This is a genomic window from Algoriphagus sp., assembly GCF_024305035.1.
In the GTDB taxonomy this organism is placed as follows: Bacteria; Bacteroidota; Bacteroidia; order Cytophagales; family Cyclobacteriaceae; genus Algoriphagus.
On record NZ_JAMWZB010000079.1, the window covers coordinates 1 to 848 of the forward strand.

The window sequence follows — 848 nt, forward strand, 5'->3', positions numbered from 1 at the left end:
TTTTTAGGGGGGTCAATATGCCCGGAACGGGGGTCAGTATTGTCCGGAATATCCAACCGTACCCTGGTCAAGCTGCTCCACTGGGAAGCAGGGGGATTGGTGATCTATTACAAGCGTCTTGAAAAAGGTGTCTTTCAGCCGCCCGATGGAATGGAACAAGGCGGCAAACTTCCCTGGAGCTCTCTGGTATTGATGGTCGAGGGCATCAAGGTGCTGGATTCCCGGCAGCTTCCCAGATACACCAAACCCTGAGGATTTTTTTCAGGGTTTTTGTATTTTTTTTATTGACCTCCGTTCAGGTTTTTGGTTCTTAAAGTCCCTTTTTGGATACTGGAGGCGGATTTTTGGACTCTCAGCCAAAAATCATCCCGGGCGCCTACTTATCCACAGGTCCTGTGGGAAACTAATGCTTTGAAGACTCCTTTTTGACTGATATTTTCGATGCATGAACCAACCACTGGACCAGCTCACTAAAACCGAACTCATCGCCCTGTTGGGCGAGCGGGAAAAGGAACTTGAGTCCAGGGATAAATCAATCGAATCCAAAGACCGCCGGATCGAAAAGCTGGAAGGGATCATTGCCAAGTTCCAACGTACACTCTTCGGCCAGAAGCGGGAACGCTTTGAGTCTTCCGACCAGCTGAGCCTTCCTTTTGAAGCCACTGCCGAGCAGCAGAAGCAGCAGGAAGAGCAACTGACCGAAAAGGTGGAGTATGTCCGCAGGAAATCCGGTTCTTCGCATCCGGGCAGGACCAAACTGCCCGAACATCTTCCGGTGGAAGAGATCGAGCTGTATCCGGAGGGGAACCTGGAAGAGATGACCTGCATCGGCAAAGAAATCACCGAGG

2 protein-coding genes are annotated in these 848 nt (G+C 50.9%); both read left to right on the forward strand.

Features of this window, described 5'->3' with window-relative positions; genetic code table 11:
- Positions 1 to 252 (forward strand): IS66 family insertion sequence element accessory protein TnpB (tnpB, locus tag Q0L00_RS19580; RefSeq protein WP_297338585.1); only part of this gene is annotated, 252 nt, incomplete at its 5' end.
- Between the two features lie 193 nt (positions 253 to 445).
- Positions 446 to 848 (forward strand): transposase (locus Q0L00_RS19585; protein WP_297338586.1); only part of this gene is annotated, 403 nt, incomplete at its 3' end.